Source organism: Nocardia sp. NPDC004582 (genome assembly GCF_053602115.1).
Genome location: NZ_JBSGCY010000002.1, coordinates 19029 through 36069, shown reverse-complemented (window position 1 = coordinate 36069; position 17041 = coordinate 19029). Strand labels below are relative to the sequence as shown.

General features: G+C 65.7%; 16 protein-coding genes. 9 read left to right on the top strand and 7 right to left on the bottom strand.

The window, feature by feature from the left end:
• The first annotated feature begins 577 nt into the window (after positions 1-577).
• A complete protein-coding gene (locus ACWELJ_RS00900; protein WP_452364110.1) occupies positions 578-1276 on the top strand; it encodes a hypothetical protein in 699 nt (232 codons plus the stop codon).
• Between the two features lie 245 nt (positions 1277-1521).
• Positions 1522-2232, top strand: a complete 711-nt coding sequence (locus ACWELJ_RS00895) for a response regulator transcription factor (RefSeq protein ID WP_452364109.1) — start codon at positions 1522-1524, stop codon at positions 2230-2232.
• Positions 2233-2681: 449 nt separating this feature from the next.
• Here the strand turns inward: ACWELJ_RS00895 and ACWELJ_RS00890 are convergent, their stop codons facing one another.
• Positions 2682-3203, bottom strand: coding sequence for a nuclear transport factor 2 family protein (locus ACWELJ_RS00890; protein ID WP_452364108.1), 522 nt, complete (start codon positions 3201-3203; stop codon positions 2682-2684).
• A 147-nt stretch (positions 3204-3350) separates the two neighbouring features.
• Between ACWELJ_RS00890 and ACWELJ_RS00885 the strand changes: the two genes are divergently transcribed.
• Both ACWELJ_RS00885 and ACWELJ_RS00880 read left to right on the top strand, forming a co-directional pair.
• Positions 3351-6629 (top strand): protein kinase domain-containing protein, encoded by a 3279-nt coding sequence (locus ACWELJ_RS00885; RefSeq protein ID WP_452364107.1) that lies wholly within the window; start codon positions 3351-3353, stop codon positions 6627-6629.
• Positions 6630-6875: 246 nt separating this feature from the next.
• Positions 6876-9275, top strand: a complete 2400-nt coding sequence (locus ACWELJ_RS00880) for an MMPL family transporter (RefSeq protein WP_452364106.1) — start codon at positions 6876-6878, stop codon at positions 9273-9275.
• 173 nt (positions 9276-9448) lie between these two features.
• Here ACWELJ_RS00880 and ACWELJ_RS00875 read toward each other — a convergent pair whose 3' ends face one another.
• Positions 9449-9625, bottom strand: coding sequence for a hypothetical protein (locus ACWELJ_RS00875; RefSeq protein WP_452364105.1), 177 nt, complete (start codon positions 9623-9625; stop codon positions 9449-9451).
• 42 nt (positions 9626-9667) lie between these two features.
• Complete coding sequence (locus tag ACWELJ_RS00870) at positions 9668-12046, bottom strand: PEP-utilizing enzyme (RefSeq protein ID WP_452364104.1); 2379 nt, start codon at positions 12044-12046, stop codon at positions 9668-9670.
• A 195-nt stretch (positions 12047-12241) separates the two neighbouring features.
• On the opposite strand from ACWELJ_RS00870, the gene ACWELJ_RS00865 reads away from it, so the two are divergent.
• Together ACWELJ_RS00865 and ACWELJ_RS00860 are read left to right on the top strand one after the other, a co-directional pair.
• Positions 12242-12376, top strand: a complete 135-nt coding sequence (locus ACWELJ_RS00865) for a hypothetical protein (protein ID WP_452364103.1) — start codon at positions 12242-12244, stop codon at positions 12374-12376.
• On the top strand, positions 12373-12765 hold the full coding sequence (locus ACWELJ_RS00860) for a DUF6221 family protein (protein ID WP_452364102.1): 393 nt from the start codon (positions 12373-12375) through the stop codon (positions 12763-12765). Before ACWELJ_RS00865 ends, ACWELJ_RS00860 begins: the two co-directional genes overlap by 4 nt.
• 37 nt (positions 12766-12802) lie before the next feature.
• On the opposite strand, the gene ACWELJ_RS00855 is transcribed toward ACWELJ_RS00860, so the two are convergent.
• Positions 12803-13114 (bottom strand): EthD family reductase, encoded by a 312-nt coding sequence (locus ACWELJ_RS00855; protein ID WP_452364101.1) that lies wholly within the window; start codon positions 13112-13114, stop codon positions 12803-12805.
• Positions 13115-13269: 155 nt separating this feature from the next.
• Between ACWELJ_RS00855 and ACWELJ_RS00850 the strand changes: the two genes are divergently transcribed.
• A complete protein-coding gene (locus tag ACWELJ_RS00850) occupies positions 13270-14178 on the top strand; it encodes a LysR family transcriptional regulator (protein WP_452364100.1) in 909 nt (302 codons plus the stop codon).
• Positions 14179-14391: 213 nt separating this feature from the next.
• Here the strand turns inward: ACWELJ_RS00850 and ACWELJ_RS00845 are convergent, their stop codons facing one another.
• The 3 genes from ACWELJ_RS00845 to ACWELJ_RS00835 all read right to left on the bottom strand — a co-directional run bounded on the left by ACWELJ_RS00845 (position 14392) and on the right by ACWELJ_RS00835 (position 15528).
• Positions 14392-14604, bottom strand: a complete 213-nt coding sequence (locus tag ACWELJ_RS00845; protein ID WP_452364099.1) for a hypothetical protein — start codon at positions 14602-14604, stop codon at positions 14392-14394.
• A 283-nt stretch (positions 14605-14887) separates the two neighbouring features.
• Positions 14888-15274: a hypothetical protein gene (locus ACWELJ_RS00840; RefSeq protein ID WP_452364098.1), complete on the bottom strand. Its 387-nt coding sequence runs from the start codon at positions 15272-15274 to the stop codon at positions 14888-14890.
• On the bottom strand, positions 15271-15528 hold the full coding sequence (locus ACWELJ_RS00835; protein WP_452364097.1) for a helix-turn-helix domain-containing protein: 258 nt from the start codon (positions 15526-15528) through the stop codon (positions 15271-15273). Before ACWELJ_RS00835 ends, ACWELJ_RS00840 begins: the two co-directional genes overlap by 4 nt.
• Before the next feature lie 181 nt (positions 15529-15709).
• Here ACWELJ_RS00835 and ACWELJ_RS00830 point away from each other — a divergent pair, with 181 nt between their 5' ends.
• Positions 15710-16471, top strand: coding sequence for a hypothetical protein (locus tag ACWELJ_RS00830; RefSeq protein WP_452364096.1), 762 nt, complete (start codon positions 15710-15712; stop codon positions 16469-16471).
• Entirely contained in the window at positions 16455-16928 is a 474-nt protein-coding gene (locus tag ACWELJ_RS00825) for an NUDIX domain-containing protein (protein ID WP_452364095.1), read from the top strand. The genes ACWELJ_RS00830 and ACWELJ_RS00825 overlap by 17 nt, the downstream gene beginning before the upstream one ends.
• The last annotated feature ends 113 nt before the right edge of the window (positions 16929-17041 follow it).

Below are 17041 nucleotides of genomic sequence, written 5' to 3'. Positions count from 1 at the left end.
CAGCGATCCGCCGTCCGATCGGTAAGCACTCGTGCATTCTGTTTCCTTCATCGGAGTCGAACTTTCATTGCCATCCCAGCGACTCCATATGCAAAGAAACGCGAAATGTCTTTTCGCGAACTATCTGTACGATTTCGTCGAGATCTCGAACCAAGGCAGCCGTGCGGCGAGTGCCGGAACGAGCTCCATCGGGCCGCTGGTGTGACGGCCGTCTCAGTGTGGGTTACGGGCGCTGGACAATCCACGACAGTGTGACCCGAGGTAGGACATCGAACGGTGCATGGTGCACTGCCAGGGGTCCACCTCTGCTCGACGAGGCATCCGGGCTTCGCACTACTCGGCAGCCTGTCGGATCGGCTGTCGCCACGGCGGCAGTGCCCATTCGGGGGATATTGAATCCGGGATTGCTGGACCATTCTTATCGCTGTGCTCCAGGCCACTCTCGCGGGAGGTTCGGGGCCACTGCAACCGCCTCGGCTGAACGCCCGGTGCTATCAATTCGCCGCCATTGAACGAGGGCACTCTTTCGCCGGCGGTCGGGCGAAATGTCGAATAATTCCTCGGAAAGTGAAACAGCATGAAGAATGCGAGAATCGCGACATCTGTGGTCGCCGGGACCGCGTTGGTCGTCCTCGCCTGCGGCAATGCTCAGGCAGCACCGGAGTCAACGCCGGGGGTCGCCCCGCTGCAGGTCGATCTCGGCCCCGGAATCCAATATCGTGTGAACGCCGTCGATCACTCCGTCGTGGTCGATACGCCGCTCGGGTCGCTCGCCACTCGCGGCGGAGATTTCCAAGTGCTCGACAACCAGGGCGCGTTGGTGGCGGGAGCTCCGATCACCTACGCCGAGGGCGGCTCGGACGGAGACTCGGGTGAGGTGTCTGCCGCGATCTCGCCGATGGCGCAGGCTGCCATGGCGCCCGTTTCGGATCCCTCGCAACTGCCGCCGATCCGCGATGTCGACGCGACCGCGGACTTCAACGCCGCCTTGGGTCTCGCGGCGACGCAGTTCGGCCTCGCGACCGGCGTCGGCACGCTCGCGGGTGGCGTGATCGGTATGGGTCTCGGCTGTGTCGGCGGTGCGCTCACCGGCGGATTCGTCGCCCTTCCCACCGGGCCGATCGCGGCGCCGGCTGCCGCTTTCGGTTGCCTCGTGGGTGCCAGCGTCGGCGCTGGGCTCGGCGGGGTGACAGGCGCCGCGCTGCTCGGGATCCCCGTGGGTATCGCGAGCGCTGTGCAGATGTACGACACCTTGCACGCTGCCGGGGAAATCTGACCGGAGATCGACCATCAGCGCGGACGTGAAGGAAATGGATCCCTTCATGTCCGCGCTGATTTGCGCTCCGCGGCCCGGGCGGGTGTCTCCGGTTCGGGGATCAGCTCGACGCGACGGCGCGATGTGTGCAATCTGCACCCGCCGCGAGACGAATCGAGAGCGGAATTCACGTTGATCACCCCGCCCGCCCCGAGCACGGTTGAGAGCCACACCGCTACATCGGATCGACAGACGGGAGACCGGGTATGCCTGCGAGGTCCGCGGCTGTTCTGCCGGATGCGTACGATCGCCGGAGACATCCGATCACGCGTGCTGTCACCGCGGTGCCGGCGGCTGTACCCGGCTCGTCAGGGATGCGGCTCCAGGGACGACAAGATGTTCTCGTTGTCGAAGAGCATGAGCTCATACAGGCGGGATTGCATGCGCTGCTGGCTCGGGAACCGTGGGTGGGGAATTGCCACAGCGCGTCCTCCGCGGAAATTGCGTGGCAGGTAGTCCTGCAATATCGCCCCCAGATCGTTTTGATCAGCACGTCGCTCCCGGCGCCCACCGGTTTCGAGCTGTGCCACGATGTTGTGCGATGTATTCGGGGTGCCCGGGTACTGCTGTTGTCATCGGATATGGAAATCGAACACGCCGGGGCCCTGGAGTGTGGAGCGGTAGGGGTGCTACCGAAACGGCTGCCGTCCGCGGTGCTGGTCGCCGAAGTCAGACAGGCCGCGGAAGGCGATCACGAACCTCCGGAGTGCGATCCGGCGCCACACCTGTCGAAACGTGAATTCGATGTCTTGCAGCATCTCGCGCTGGGCTTGACCAACTCGGAAATGGCCCTGTTGCTGAATATTTCGCGCTGGACCGTCAAGCAATACACGAGCGCCCTCTACCGGAAACTCGGGGTACGGAACCGTACGCAGGCGGCACGTCGTGCCCAGGAGCTCGGAATCGCGCGCACCTGACTTGCCGGGTTGGCGGACCATCGCCCGAACCGATGTTGTGATATGTCACCAGCGTGGCTCAGTCATAGAAAGAACAGTGAAGTCTTTGATTACCGAAGGTGCGGGAGACTCGAAGTATGCACGAGGAACGGACGGAGCCTCCGTACCTCGACCTGCAAATCCTTGGGAGCGAGCGCTATTGGAGTTCGCCGCGGAATGGGCACCCTTTGGCGGCAACGACGACGAGGCCTTCGTGAGGTTCGGATTGTTCTCGGAGGAGTTTCACCGGCGCTTGATGAACTTGCTGGACTCACCCGCGGCCCGGTCGCTGACGAACTCGACGGTCGCGCAGCTTCGTCATCAGTGTGCGCGTCGATTACGCGGTGGCTGGCCGCCACATCCTGGACAACAGCTTTCGCGGAACTGTTGAGGGGTGACACCGCTACCCGGTGTCACCCCTCGACACATGCCTAGCCCCGGTCGGCAGCGGCTTCCGGGTTGCGGAGCTTCTGCTCCAGAGCCTCCTCGTCCATGAAGTAGACGTCGCGGACGATCTTCAGTGTTTCCGGATCGAACGTGGAAAGTCCGGTGCCGATCCAGGTGACGGTTCGGCCGGACTCTTCGTTGGTTCCGGTTGCCTCGAACAGCACACCGAGGGTGTCGCCCTCGAGGAAGGACGCGGCGACGCGGGGGGTCCAATCGTTGAACAGCCCGAACATTTCCTCGAAACCGGTCAGGAGGGCTGTCTTGCCACCAACGGTCCCGGCCGCGCCATTGACCACGACGCACTCGTCGTCGAAATACGCGAGCACGGTGTCGAGGTCATGCGCGGCGACCGCCGCACAGATCTCGGTCATTTTCTGGGCGTAGACATCGAGTTTGGGATCGGACATCGGCACTCCTTCGAGGCTTCGACAGGCGGGTGTCTCGAACACGAACTGGTTGGAGACAGACGTCAAACATTGCTCGGCGGGCTCGGCGGCAACCAGCACCAAGTCCCACCGCTCTTCGAATCGGTTGGGTGCAAACTGCACTGGGTGATCGGAGTCGACGCGGACCGAAAGCTGTTTGCGATGGTCCGAGCATGGGTGCGGGGATACTCTGACTGGTGTCCGCCGCGGGCGAATTGCGAGTAACCGATGGTTGAGAGCGATCCATTCGAAACACAGCGTGATGCCGGTCTCGACGTTGTCACGGAGTTACGCGCGGCCGGGTTCGGCGAGGCCGACGAGATCGGGCGGGGTGGTTTCGGGGCTGTCTATCGGTGTATTCAAGTCGCCGCGGATCGCACTGTCGCGGTGAAGGTTCTCACTGGGGAACTGGCGGAGAATCGGGAGCGATTCTTTCGCGAGCAACGTGCGATGGGGCGGCTGACCGGGCACCCGAACATCGCCGGGATGCTCGAGTTCGGGGAGACCGCAACCGGTCAGCCCTATTTGGTGATGCCGTATCACGCTCGGGGCTCGCTCGACGCTCGTATCCGGGACGGTGGTCCGCTGTCTTTCGCGGAGACGCTTCACGTCGGGGTGAAGATGGCGGGCGCGCTGGAATCAGCGCATCGAGCCGGAGTGCTGCACCGTGACGTCAAACCGGCGAACATCCTGCTCACCGACTACGGCGAGCCGGCGTTGACCGATTTCGGGATCGCCCACATCACCGGCGGGTTCGAGACGACGTCGGGGATGATCACCGGTTCGCCGGCCTTCACCGCGCCCGAGGTGCTCGGTGGTCAGGCCCCCAGCCGCGCCTCGGATGTCTACGGGCTGGGAGCGACGTTGTTCTGTGCGCTCACCGGCCACGCGGCCTTCGAACGCCGTAGCGGCGAGGAGGTCGTTGCCCAGTTCGTTCGGATCACCAGCCACCCGATTCCGGACTTGCACGAGCGCGGTATCCCGGAGGATGTGTGCGAGATTATCGAGGCGGCGATGTCTCGCGACCCGCACGACCGCCCCACCGCGGCAGTGCTGGGTCAAAGACTGCGCCGAATACAACTCGATCACGGTCTCCCGGTCGATGAGATGGCGCTGCGCGCGGAACCGGGGTCCGATCCCGAATCCGCCGCACCTCCGGTATCTGAAGTGCCACACGAAGTTCCACGTATCCCCAGCGACGGGCTGCATGAGGGGACCGGAAACTTGCCCCTGGAGCTGACCAGCTTCGTCGATCGCCGGACCGAGCTGTCCGAGGTCACAAACCTGTTGCCGGGGGCGCATTTGGTGACCGTGACCGGGATCGGCGGGGTCGGAAAGTCACGGCTCGCGCTGCGAGTCGCTCACAAGACGCAGCGGAAGTTCGCGAACGGGGCTTGGCGGATCGAGCTGGGGGAGCTGCACGATGAGGCGTTGCTACCCGACGTCGTGGCTGCCGCCTTCGGAATACGAAGCCAGGGCAGCAGACCCGTGCTCGACACACTGATAGTGGCCCTCGCACCCCTCGATCTTCTACTGGTGCTCGACGACTGTGAGCACGTGATCGACGCCGTTGCCAAGTTGTCCGAGTCGCTGCTGCGGGCGTGTCCGAACCTGCGAATTCTGGCCACCAGTCGGGAGGCCGTCGGCATCGGCGCGGAAACCGTGTATCCGCTACGGCCGCTCGGGATTCCCGATCCGAACAGCCCGCGAACACTGGCACAACACCACGCGGTGACACTGTTCGTCGAACGCGCCACCGCGGCGGTGCCCGGGTTCGAAGTGACCGAGGGCAATGAACGCGGCATCGCCCAGATCTGCGCCCGGCTCGACGGTTTGCCATTGGCGATCGAACTCGCCGCGGCGCGGCTGCGCACGATGTCGATCGAGCAGATCCGGACCCGACTCGGCGACCGCTACAACCTGCTGACCCGCGCCGGGCGCGACGCGCCGAAGCGGCAGCAGACCCTGCGCTACTGCATGGGCTGGAGCTATGACCTGTGCACGCCCGAAGAACAGCGGCTGTGGGCCGCCCTTTCGGTTTTCGCCGGCGGTTTCGAACTCGACGCGGCCGAACAGGTGTGCGCGGGTGACCTGACCGATTCCCAGTTGCTCGATACGTTGGCCGCCCTGGTGGACAAATCGATCCTCATCCGGCAAGAGGCCGACGGCACTGTGCGGTTCCGAATGCTGGAAACGGTTCAGGAGTTCGGCCGAGATCGAGCCGAGGACTCCGGGCAGTACCCGAGTTTGCTGCAGCGGCACCGGGACTGGTGTGAACGATTGGTGCACGAGGTTGACGCGGAGTTGATCGGTCCGCGCCAGCTGGAGTGGGTTGCCCGGCTGGAGCGAGAGCTGCCGAATCTGCGAAAGGCACTGGAGTTCAGCCTGTCCGAGTCCGACGGCGGTGGGCTCCCGATTGTCGCCGGGCTCTATGTGTTCTGGTCTCTGCAGGGTCGGATCAATGAGGGGCGCCGCTGGTACGAACGCGTGCTCGAACATTCACCCGGCGGCCGGACCACCGACCGAGCCAAGGCGCTCTACGCCGCCGGTGCGATGGCGGCTATGCAAGGCGACCTACGGACTGCGGCCGGCCAGGCCGCGGAGCTCCGAGCCCTCGCCGAGAAGTCCGCTGAACCGTTGGTCGCGGCATTGGTCGCCCATCACGAGGCGGATGTGGCTCTCGCCCTCGGTGGTGCCGATGGTGCTCGAGCCGCTTCCCGCCTGGCCGATGTCGTCCGCGGCTACGAGGCGTCCGGTGACCTCGAAATTCTGTTGAATGCGCGAATTTCCCTCGGCTGGGCCTACGCCCTGCACGGTGATGTTTCGGAAGCCGTTGCCTGTCACGAGAAGACGCTCGGTATCACCGAGGACGCCGGGGAAACGATCTATCGATCATGGGCATTGTGGGCGGCGGGCTTCGCCGTGTGGCGCGGCGGTGATGCCGAACGCGCAACGCACCTGCTGGAAGACGGTATTCGATCGTCCGAACTGATAGCCGATCCGCTCGTCGCCGCGGGCTGCCTGGAGACGCTGTCCTGGATTGCCGCCGACCAGCGCGAAGCCCACCGTGCTGCTGTCCTGATGGGCGCGGCGGACACGCTGGGACTCATCGCAGGCTCCTCCTCCGCACTGATCTTCCACGAGCTGCTGACCTACCGGGACGAGTGCGCGCGCGATAGCCGCCGAGCGCTCGGCATGCGTGCCTTCGACAAGGCCCGTGCGGAAGGCGCCGCGATGACCCTCGACGCCGCGGCGCGGTTCGCGCTCCGAGAACGACCGGCGGGCCCAGCTGCCGAACCTTCCTCGGAGGAGCTGACGAGACGTGAACGTCAGGTCGCCGATCTCGTTGCGGAAGGCCTGACCAACAAAGCGATTGCCCGGCGTCTTGTGATCTCACAACGTACGGCGGAAGGGCATGTGGAACACATCCTGGCCAAGTTGGGATTCACTTCGCGCGCGCAGATAGCTGCCTGGGCCGCAGCGCATTCCGGCAGCGAACCGAAGTGACCCATTCCCGGATCCCGGTTCCGGACTTTGAGAGACCACTGTGGCGGCGCTGATGAACTGGACAGAAATGGCCGGTTTGTGCGTGGCGGCGGTGTTGTTCGGCCGGCCTCGTCAGTAGCGTCGTGGACCGCGCAGTGTTGCCGCCCGAATGGGTTGCCAGGCTGTGCCACAGGCTGTTTCGGGCGGGCAGGGGGTGCCGGTTGTCTGCCGTCGACGAAGTGCGCGGGCTGGACAAGGAGAATTGTGGTGTTCACGCGTTTGGGAGACGTGGTCTATCGATTCCGGTGGGGTGTCATCGGCGCCGTTGTGGGAGCGCTGTTGGCTCTGGGCGGCTACGGGCTGGGGCTGGATGATCACCTCAGCCCGGGCGGATTGGATGATCCGACCTCGCCGTCGTCGCAGGCCGCGCGACTGAAGGACCGCACGTACGGGCGCAGCCATCTCTCCGATGTCCTGGTTCTCTACACCGCTCCCGATGGTGGCAGTATCGATGATTCCGAGTTCAGCCGGAAGATCGTCGACAACCTCAACCGGTTGCCCCGCGAGCATCCTGAGCAGATCGGCAAGGTCAACGCCGCGTATTGGAAGACCGACACCGGCGAGTACGCGCCCAAACTGATGGGCTCGCCCGATAAGCGGCACGCCTTCGCCGCTGTCGCCATCATCGGCGATGACGACACGACCACCATGCGCCATTTTCGAGAAGTCGAGAACGCCTTCGCCATCGACGGCGTCACCGTGCAGGTGACGGGTCTGCAGCCGATCGGGGGCGCGCTGTTCGACACGATGGCCCAGGACCAGCGCCGGATGGAGGTGCTGGCGTTGCCCGCGGTGGCGATCCTGCTGTTCGTCATCTTCGGTGGCATCGTCGCCGCGTCGCTTCCGCTGATCGTCGGCGGCCTCACCATTGTCGGCGCCACCGGCATCGTCATGGTGATCACGAAGTTCGCCGACGTGAACTCCTTTGTCAGCGCGGTTGTTTCGATGATCGGTTTCGGGCTGGCGATCGATTACGGGCTGTTCATCGTCAGCCGCTTCCGTGAGGAACTCGCCGATGGGTATGACACCCGCGCCGCGGTGCGCCGCACCGTGATGACCGCCGGGCGCACGGTGGCGTCGTCGGCCACGATGATCATCGCCGCCAGTTCGGGCATGCTCTTGTTCCCCCAGGGCTTTCTGAAATCGGTGGCCTACGGGACCATGGCGGCGGTGCTGCTGGCGGCGCTCACCGCGATCACCTTGTTGCCCGCCATGCTGTCGGTCCTGGGTCCACGCGTGGACGCCTGGGGCTGGAAGCGACTGCGCAGGACCAAGACCGCCGACGAAGTCGAGGCCGGCTTCTGGGGTCGGCTCACCACCTGGGTCATGCGTCATCCACTCGAAGTGATGCTCCCGCTGACGATTGTGCTGTTGCTGCTGATCATCCCGGTCAAGAACCTGGCCTTCGGCGGACTCGACGAAACCTACCTGCCGCCGGACAACCCGACCCGCGTCGCGCAAGCCGACTTCGACCGGTATTTCCCGCTGCGCAAAGCCGATCCGATCGAGCTGGTCATCGTCACCGACGATCCCAGCGAGGTCGGCCCGATCATCTCCCAAGCCAACCAGGCGCCCGGGCTCGCGCCCCGCGCCGCCTTCGCGATCGGTCAAACCCCGCCCAGGGGCACCAATGTCTGGACCACCTCCGCGGCGATCGCCGACAGCAATCACGCCGGGGCGACCATCGATTACCTGCGGTCGATGGACGTACCCGACGACGTGCAAGTCCTTGTCGGCGGCCAGCCCGCCATCCAGTACGACAGTGTCGACACGCTACTGGCCCGCCTGCCGTGGATGATTCTGCTGGTCGTGTCCGTCACGATGCTGCTGATGTTCCTGACCTTCGGGTCGGTGGTGCTGCCGATCAAGGCCGCACTGATGAGCGCACTGGGTCTCGGCTCCACCCTCGGCATCCTGACCTGGATCTTCATCGACGGCCACGGCGCGGCACTGCTCAATTTCACCGCGCAACCGATCACCTCGCCGGTGCTCGTGCTGATCATCGCGATCATCTACGGCCTGTCGATCGACTACGAGGTCTTCCTGCTGTCCCGGATGGTCGAAGCCCGCACCCGCGGCGCGAGCACCACCGAAGCCGTCCGCATCGGGACCGCGCAGACCGGACGCATCATCACCGCCGCCGCGCTCATCCTGCTCGTCGTGACCGGCGCGTTCGCCTTCTCCGATCTGGTGATGATGCAGTACATCGCCTTCGGCATGGTCTCGGCCCTGTTCATCGACGCCACCGTGCTGCGCATGCTGCTGGTGCCGGCCACCATGAAACTGCTCGGCGACGACAGCTGGTGGGCGCCAGGGTGGTTGAAGAAGATTCAACAGAAGATCGGTCTCGGCGAACCGATCCTCGACGACGAACTCCCCGGCGGCCGCGCAATGATCGACCTGGTCGAGACCACTCCGATCACCGACCCGGTCACCGAGCAGATAGCACTCTCACCCGACGGCACGCCTGCCGCCGGACCACGAACCTCCCTGCGAGTGCGTCCACGCAGAATCGACAGCGAGGCGCCGACCGTACGCCTCGACGACACCACCGGAGTCCTGGCAAGAGGCAGTAAGCCCCACCCACGGGCCCCTCGGAATCCCTGACGCACGCGCCCGGCTCAGCCCGCGCCAAACCCGAGCCGTCCGCCGCATCGCCTGATTCCGCGCACACCCCGGCCGACTTCGCTCGATCGGCCGAGGCGTTGCTCGAGCCTGGGAAACCAGGATTTTCACCTCGGACTCGCGTCCTTCGCCGCGCAGCAGGTCGATGCCGTTCGTCAGCACCTCGTCGAGTCGGATGTGCTTGTTATCAACGGGTTCGGGTCGATCCGGCCGTCGGTGCAGGTCTTCTCGGTGATCATGAGCGGGGCGAGGTCCACCTGCTTGTGGTACATCGCCACGACGACGGTCGTGCCGCCCTTGCGCAGGCTCTCGACCGCAGGGCCGAAGGTCACCGATCCGGTGTGGCCGCAGGTTCCGGGGTTGTGTTCGAACGGTCAGGCCGGGTCGGCGAGCACCGTCACCGTTCCCGCCATGCCGTCGACGCGCACCCGCTGGCCGTCCGACAGTCCGGTGCTGGCGATCTTGGTGTCCACCACGCAGGGGACGCCGAATTCGCGTGCCACGATCGCGGCGTGCGAGGCCGCGCCGCCGATATCGGTGACCACCGCGCCCGCGTAGCCGAACATGGCGGTGTGGCCGGTGTCGGTGACCGAGGCGACCAGAATGTCGCCGGGTTCGATGTCGTCGTCGAGAGACAGCACGCGCTTGACGGTGCCCTCCACCACGCCGGGGCTGACACCGAGGCCGGTGAGGGTGTCGCCGACGGTGATGGCTCCGCCGATTTCCTCCGGCTCCCAGTGGCCGTTCACCAGATCGGGCATCCGGATGCCCTGCAGGCGGGTGCGCTCGGCGCGGCGGCGAGCCACGCGCTGCGTCAGATCGGCGGGGGCCCAGAGGATCTCATCGAGAGTCAGGAAGGCCGAATCCGCGATGTCGGTGAGTTCGCCGCCCTGTACCAGGCGGGCGGCGCGTTCCTGGGTGGCCAGGCGCAGGCAGTGGGTGACGCGCACGACCGCATCTCGGGCGCGTTCGCGGTAGACGGTCGCGCCGACGGCCATCCTGGCTGTGCGGCCGGTCGGCTCGTGCACCGATTCCCGTTGCGGCGCGGGCAGTTCCGCGGCGCGACCGGCCGCGGTGACCAGCAGTTCGGGGCGGTCGCCGAAGGTCGGGTTGATCAGCTCGCACTCGCCGGGGCCTCGATGGCCCACCGTGGCGAGCTCGGCATCGAGGGCCGCGGCGAATTCCGGCGACTTCTCCCGGGCGGCGGCCACCTCACCGTCGCGCGCGACCTCGCGCAGTCCGGCATCGGTGCGGCACAGGGCCGCGAGGCGTTCCACGGCGAGCATGGGCCGCGCCGACTCCAGGCGCTCCAGGTCGATCTTCACCTCGCCCTTGTGCACGGCGGTGGCCGCGCCGGTCATCATGACGCCGATCGAGGCGGCCTGCCACGCCTGGTTGAGACGATCGCGCCAGAGCAGGGCGCGGGCATGCAGCTGCTCGTCGGTGAGTTCCGAGATCTGTTCGCGATCAAGGGCTTCCGCGTGCGAGGCGGCATTGACGAGTTCGGCGGTCGCACGGAAGCGCAGTGCGGTGGCGGCGACCCGGCGGACGGCCCGCAGTGTGCCGACTCGGCCGCCCGGCACCGGCGGGCGACCCAGCGGGTGCAGTTCCGTATCCCCGATCGCGCCGTAGACGTCCCGGCGCATGCTCTCCTCGTCCCAGCCGGGCATGTTCGCGGCGGTGAGCACACCGATGGACGGGTTGATGAACATGTGATGGCCCAGCACGCTGGTGGCGCGCGAGACGAAATGCTCGAGCGCGATGCCCTCGAGCGCGAGCATGTGCCCCATCGCCTCCTGCGCGAGCCGGATGGCGCCGGCCTGCAGGTCGATGGAGAGCGGAGTGAGCGGACCGGGCAGCGCCTCGGAGGTATTGGTGGCGGTATGCACCGGCATCCGCGCGTCGACGAGATCGTCGAACTCGCCTTGCAGCCCTTCCGGTGCGGCGGGGATCAGCGGATGGCCGTCGCTGGTCGGAGTGGATTGCGGGACAACGTGGCTGGGCAGCGGAACCGCGCCGGGGCGGGCGCGGAGACCGGAGCGACCGGTGGTGCGGCCGCGCAGGCCGCGTGCCACGTCGTCCAGTACTTCGCGGGCGGTCCAGCCGTACCGGAAGTTCCATTCCTCGCCGGCGTCCACGATGTCCACCGTGGTGCTCGGCGTGGCCGAGCGCCACGACCGCCGGAAGTTCTCGATGCCGGCATCGCTCAGCGTCCTGCGCACATCCTCGCCGGAAACCCCACCGGGTGCGGCCAATCCGACCACACCGGTGCGCTGCGAGACGGCCGCCAGCACCAGGAAGCGCTCCAGATCGTCGTAATGCAGCAGCTGCCACGCCCGGCCGTCGCGCGAACGCGCGAGGGCTGCCAGCGCACGCAGACCGTCGCGGTCCACGCGCCGTCCGGTCACCACCGGGGTCCGCACGAGCAGAGTATTCGCCCCGCTGCTGACGGCGGGTCGCTCCATGCTCGAAAAGGATTCCGCCACAACGGGAATCACCGTGCGCATGCCCGTGGCCGCGGCGGCCGCCGTGATGTCGGCGTGCGCGTCCAAGTGCACGATGGCATCGACCGAGTCGACCGCCTGCGCCCACACCCGCGTATCGGACGGGTCGCCGGCCACCAGCGTCACGCGTGGGTCCACATAGCGGTGGTGTCGCCGATCCAAGCCCACCACCTCGTGGCCCGCCGCCAGCAGCATGCGCGCCACCGCGCGCCCACTCGGCGTGGTGACCCCGGTGACCAGAATCCGCATCGACTCTCCTCCTCATGAAGCGTCCCCAGCCAACGTGACGCCGTTCACACACGATGGCCAACTCGCGTGCGGACCTCGGTCGGATGTCTCGGTCAGCGGGAACGGGAAGGCGAGGGTTATCGGGATCCCGCGGTGCCGGCGGATCAGTGCGCGGGGCCTTCGTGGCATATCGGGCGTCGTGAGAGACAATCGATCATGCGCACTTCCGCAGTCGTAGTGCTCGCCATCGTCGCCGCGGTACTTGTCGCCACGGGCGCGAGCTCGCTGTATTGGGTGCTGTGGGCGGTTCTGGTCGTGGCGGCGACCGCTTTGTGGATGGTGCGGCGATGATGTCCATCGAGCAGTTCATCGACCGGCGACTGGAGCAGCAGCAGGAAGCCGCGGAATTCGCGGTGAATCTGGAGCACGATTTCCGCGACAGCGGCCGCGAGATCACATACGAGTGGGTGCGCCTCGTGCGGCCCAAACACAGCCGTACCGCCCCGTCGACGGTGTTCGTGCCGGGCGTGCTGACACCGAAGCAGACGCTGCGGCATCTGGCGGTGCTGCGGCTGATCTTCAGCCGGCACACGCCGGACGCGCACCACCGATGCTCGGTGTGCCGTGACCCCGCTGACCAGGGGCCGGTGGACTGGCCGTGCCCGACCGTGCGTTCGATGGCCGCTCTCTGGTCCGACCACCGTGACTACCGCCCCGAGTGGGCGGTCGATCGAGGGTGACGGACGCCGGGGCCGCCGCCCCGGCGTACCGCCTGCCTCAGTCGGTGCCGTCCTGCACCGGGTAGTCGATGATGACCACACCGCCGGTGGCGTAGTTGGCGACATCGGCGGCGAGCCGCTGGCCATGCTGCGACGCCCGCGCCGCGGCCATGGCGGCGGCGTCGGCGAACTCGGCTTCGAAGACCGCGAAATACGGTGCTTCTCCGTTGGTCGCGGCCACGTCGAAGCTGTAGCGCCACGCGAGCGGGCCGGGCCAGTTCCTGACCAGTGGAAGGTGCTTGGCCACGTAGTAGTCGCGGAAGTGGTCGGGGTCGGCGGGCTTGGGGTACAGGACCAACAACTTATGCATGACTGCCTCCTGCGTCGCCGTGGCTGAGTGCGGTGTCCGGTACCGCGGTCGGTTGAATCGTCATATCCGCAGGTTAGGGCTCGATGTGTGGTCGAGGGAAAGTCCGGAACGGGATAGGCTCAGAACGGTTCGTTATCAATCGAGGGGGAGGGCACGTGGCGCCGGATACGGTGAGCCTGCGGTACTTTCTGGTGCTGGCGCAGGAATTGAACTTCACCCGCGCGGCCGCACGGATCGGGATCGCGCAGCCCGCGCTCAGTGCCCGGATGCGCCGCCTGGAGGCGGAACTCGGCACCAGCCTGCTGGTTCGTGACACGCGCAGCGTCGGATTGACCACGGCCGGTGCGGCTTTGGCGGAGGCAGCGCCGCCCGCGCTGGCGGCGCTGGACCGGGCCTGGGACACCGCCCGGCATGCGGGGGCCGGTGAACTGGGCACGCTGCGCATCGGATACAGCCTCAGCGCCGGGGCCGAGACGGCACCGGCCCTGGTGGACAGGCTCATTCGCAGCAGCCCGGGCCTCGAGGTCGGCGCGGTCCCGATGGCGACACCGGAGATCTCCGCCGCGGTCGCCGACGGCCGCGTCGACGCGGGCATCACCCGCGGTGAACAGCCGGGTCGTGGCGTGCGCCGGTTCCTGCTGCGGAGTATGCGGGTCGGGGTCCAATTGGCGCAGCATCATCCGCTGGCCGAACACCCGGAGATCGAGATCGCCGATGCGGCCGCGTATCCGCTGCGGCTCCCCGATCGCGCGTCCAATCCCGTGATCCACGATCAGCTGTCCGCACTGTTCCGCGACACCCGGCCGAGCCCCCGATTCCACACGCCCGCGGTCTCTTTCGACATGTCTCAGCGCGACCTGCTCGACGGGCTCACCCTGGCCCCGGCCGGTGAAACCGCGCTCACGACCCAACCGGCCGGTCTCACCTGGCGACCGCTGCGGGGCGCACCCGCCATGACGATGCACCTGGTCCTCCCGCGCGTGCAATCACCCCTCCACCACCGCATCCGTGCCGTCGCCAAAACCCTGGCACACGAACTGCACTGGCTGCCGGAAGATCTGTGATCGTCGATGGAGGGGGTTGGTCGAAAGCGCACGGGGCGGTTGTCGTAGACATCGTCTAGCCGGAGACCCCGCAGTAATGAATTGGAAAGCATTGGGCAGCAGTGGAATCGGGATGCTCGCGATGGGCGTGGCCGCGGGCCTCGCCCATACCGGCAGCACCCGCGGCGTGGTCTGCTCCGGCGTTGTGTCGGTTGCGATCATGCCCCGGCTCGCTTATGCGAGGCCGTATCTACGCTTGACCTCGTCGATATCGTGTGAAATCCCGTGCGCGTGCGCGTAATCGACTGTGCGTGAGTAGATGTCGGAGTCGATCACCATGAAATCTGAGCCGCCGTCAGCCTCCGCTGCTCGAAACAGCATGTCACTGAGGTCATCGGGGCCGACGCGTTCGCCCCATCGATAGCCGATGGCGGGCGAGAACTTCAACTCGTAGCAGGATGCTCCTCAGTAAGGCCCCCAGGCAAGTGGGACGGTGGGCAGGTGGTTTGCGGTTGCACCTGTAACTGATCCACATCCGGGGCCGGTGCCTGAAGTCGTTCTATCGCTTGTGGATCCAGTCGCTCTTGTCGTCGTCGGGGCCGTCAGCGTTGAGGTCTTCGTTCCAGTCGTCGCTGCCGTTGGGTCCGGGTTCAATCTGCACACCATCACCTCCTTTCGGTTGTGAGCTCCGTCCCTCGCATTCATCCGTCGTGAGCTTGGCGAGCAGCACTCATTTGTGCGTTACTTGCTCCTGCAAGGAGGCAGCATCGCGGACCACAACCTGCTCGAGGTCGTACCCATCGTCATCCTCGAGCGCCACGGTGTACCGTTTGCGCGTATCTGCGCAGATCACATCGGCTACCTTCACCAGCGCGCGCAGCTCGCTTTGGTCGAGATGATCGATTGTCGGCACGACCAGATCGTCCGCGTCTTCTCCGTAGGTGAGATTGAGCAGGTGATTGACCAGGTGCTCACCCCATCGGGCCGAATCGGCAAGGACCACAAGTGCGACGCGGGTGTCGCACTCCTGGGCGATTGCGTGTATTGCTGCCTCGTCCTTCTGCCAGCTGGTGCCGGAGATATCCCGGCGCAGGAACCCGATGGCGTGCCGGATCATGGCTGCGCTCCGACGTATTCGCGGTACACGGCTCGCGTCATTGTGACTCGGCCGCGGTCGGTGGACCGCCAGCGTGCGGGGCCCTGCAAGGTGCTCATAGCGAGCCCCGATTTGGACAGGCGCAACAGTGCACGGTGCACAGAGGTGTCGGGCAGCCCGGTCGCGCGGCACAGTTGCCGGCAGGTCAGAGCCTGCGGTGGGTCCAGGATCGTTAGTGCGCCAAGCACTTTTGCTTCGGGTTCGGTCAAGGCCATCGTCGTCCCTCGCCGTCGTTCGTCGTCTGATGGTGCTCGCGGCGGGGACGAGGATCACCGGCCCCGTGCGCCTACGACGACGTGAGGAAGAACTTCGGGACGCCAGAACTGTGTCGAGGACACTTCCAGAGACGTTCAAAACGTCCCGTGTGTCCTCGAAATGCCCGTAGTGTTCCGGGTCATGACGCGACGGCTGGAGTCTGCGATGCTCAGGGCTGGAATTGACTCGGCCGCGCTGGCTGCTGTGGTCGAAGTGGACGTGAAAACCGTGAACAGGTGGCTGGCCGGGCGGGTGCCACACCGCAGGACCAGACTTCAGGTAGCTGAAGCGCTCGGGGAGACAGAAGAAGCGCTGTGGCCGGCGTCCCGGCCGGATTCGCAACCAGGCGCACCAGCGACAGCAGAGGTTCTCAGTGCCTACGCGCACCGTGCTGAGATACCTAGCGATCTGTGGGTGTCATTGGTGCACAAGGCAACCGAGAAAATTGACATCATGGGGTATGCATACCCATTCGTGTTCGAGTTGTTGCCCAAGGCCTCCGAACTCATCGCGGCCAAAGCTAATTCTGGGTGCGTAGTGCGGTTGGGGTTTGCCGATCCTGACTGCGATCACGTCATGGAGCGAGACGCACTTGAGCAGATGGGAGGAACACTCCCTGGAAGGATCCGCAACGCGTTGTCGATGTTGGGGCCTCTCGCCAACACCCCAGGATGCTCGATCGGACTTCATGCCGCGCACCTGTACAACTCGGTGTTCCGATTTGACTCGGAGATGATCGTTACCCCGTATTTGTTCCGGGCCAGGGGATACCAGCACACCGCACTGCACCTGCGACGTTTGTCTCCGCACGGCATATTCGAGTCGTACGCAGACCAGTTCGAGCAGATATGGGGTACGACCGTCCCCTATGAGATGGAGGCAGACCATGGGCTCACGGCGTGACTACTACCAGGATCCGAATGCGCCGAAGCCGAATTCGTTGAAGCCGGGTGGCTCGGCATTGGTAGTGGACCCTGCTGGTCGAGTGCTGATGCAGCGTCGGGGCGATTCCGGTAACTGGTCGCTGCCGGGAGGAATCATGGAGGTCGGGGAGACTCTGGAAGGCTGCGTGATCCGCGAGACCCGTGAAGAAACTGGACTGGACATCGAGATCACGGGGTTGCTGGGTATCTACACCGACCCGGAGCATGTGATCGAGTACTCCGATGGTGAGGTCCGCCAAGAGTTCGCGATCGTGTATTACGGTCGGCGGGTCGGTGGCGAAATCCGGGTGTCCCACGAATCGACAGAGGTTCGATTCCTGACCCTGGAGGAGCTGGAGGGCCTGCCGGTTCATCCGACTGTGCGGCTGAGACTTCAGCATCATCAGGAAGGCTCAATTCTCCCTTGGCTCGGCTGACCGAGCACCTGTCCAGCGGGTGGCGACTCGTTACCGAACGACACGTGGATCGGGCTGTGGTGCAGATGGAGTCGCGTCCAGCAGTGATCAGCTGCGCTGTCATCTCTACACGG